The sequence below is a fragment of the Nocardia wallacei genome, assembly GCF_029868745.1.
Taxonomy (GTDB): domain Bacteria; phylum Actinomycetota; class Actinomycetes; order Mycobacteriales; family Mycobacteriaceae; genus Nocardia; species Nocardia wallacei_B.
Window position 1 is genome coordinate 1 of the sequence record NZ_JARWOP010000101.1, and the last position, 1,738, is coordinate 1,738.

General features: G+C 68.8%; 1 protein-coding gene. It reads right to left on the reverse strand.

Translation table 11 applies throughout. The features are described 5' to 3' along the window. Window positions 1-424: 424 nt before the first annotated feature. Window positions 425-1,348: a cutinase family protein gene (locus tag QH470_RS07785; RefSeq protein ID WP_280271599.1), complete on the reverse strand. Its 924-nt coding sequence runs from the start codon at window positions 1,346-1,348 to the stop codon at window positions 425-427. Window positions 1,349-1,738 lie beyond the last annotated feature (390 nt).

The window sequence follows — 1,738 nt, forward strand, 5'->3', positions numbered from 1 at the left end:
CCTGGCAACCGGACGGCCAGCGCCCGCCGGGCGACCAGGACCATCGCAACGACGGTGACCACCGCGGCGACGACCGGCGCGGCCCCGACGGCGACAACCGACGACCCGATACCCCGAACCAGAACCCGTTCCCGGGAGTGCAGCTTCCCTCCACAGGCTCGGCGGGCTAGTTGTGATCGCCACCTAAAGTCATCCCGGCATGCTCTTGGCCGGGGGGCACAACAGGGCCCTGTGGGTGCCCGCCCAAACGCCCCGCAAGACCGCGGCGCGTTTTTGGCGGGTATCAACCCGGGCCTTTTGTGTACCCCGGCCAAAGCGCGCCGAATGACGGCGACGGTTTGTGCGCGGCCACTCACGGACGAGCGAGGGCCGCTCCCATTGGGAGCGGCCCTCGAAGTTCACGAAACCCGTTGCCGGGCCACGCTCACGCCATTCCGGCGATCCAGTTGTGCATCCAGGTGACGGCGGTCTGGCCGCCACCGACCCGATAGTTGCCGTAGGAGGTGTGCGCGCCGGACCCGTAGAAGTCCTCGAGCTGCGTCACACGCTGCTTGTTCGAATCCTCGGACAGCTGCGCCTGCAGGGTCGGAATGCCACCGTGCGCCATCAGGTCGCCGATGATCGAGCCCGCCTCCAGCTGGTAGCGCCACATGTTGGCCGCGTTGGCGCCGGACGCCTGCGCCAGGAAACCGGCGAAGCGAGTGACGAAGTCGTTGTCGGCGGTCGCGCAGTACAGGTCGCCCTCGGCGCAGATGGTCCGGACCCGGTCGCTGACGAAACCGAACCCACCCAGCCGCGGACCGCTCGCGCCGGCGCCGCCGACGATCGGCCCCACCTGCACATCGGCCGGCGAACGCCGCGGGTCGGAGATCAGCCCGACGCCCGCGATCCGGTCCGGGGACACCACACCGAGGCCGGTGCCGATCTCGGCGGCGAGATCGCCCGCCGCGTCGGCGCCCTGGCTGTAGCCGACGATCGCGTACCTGGTGGCGGCGCAACGCCCGGCCATGTCGTGGATCAGCCCGCGCGCGCCGTCGATGGCCTGCTTCTTGGAGGCGCCGTAGATGTCGCCCTCCCAGGGGAAGGCCGTCGCCGAATAGGAGACGTAGTCGACGTCGGTGTTACTCGGCAGACCGCGCGTCACCCCGGCCAGCATGCCGGGACCCGTCATGTCCTCGGGCTTGTGTTCACCGGTCTCCCAGGTACCCGGGATGGCGACCACGTACAGGCCCGGGCAACCGGGATCCGCTGCGGCGGAGCCGGTTCCGAGCACGGCGCCGGACACCATGACACCAGACAACACCGCTGCCGCTGCCCCCGCAGCCGCGACCAACTTCTTCAACCGCATACCGCTCCAGTTCAAGCCTGCCCCGGCACGGGGACATTTCGACTTATCTTCGCCGATCATGGTGGCCCCACCGCATTTCCAATCGGTGAACACCGGGCTAACCGCTGCTAAGAATAAGGGGCACTTACCCAAAGTGCCATTCGGCCACACCAACACGTCCGATTTCCGTCGAATTCGCCCGCGGCACAGAAACGAGAGTGGCCCCCGGGGCCCGCCCCCCCGCCCGAAAACCCCAAAAAAGTCATCCCGCGGCGCAGTGCCAGCTCCGGCTCGTCGGCGGTGTGCAGCGCCGTGATGATCGTGGGCGCCTCGTCCGCACCGGTCTCGCCGGGCGGCAGGTCCAGATGCCGGAAGGCCACGTCCGGGTATTCGGTTCCGGCACAGCGGAAA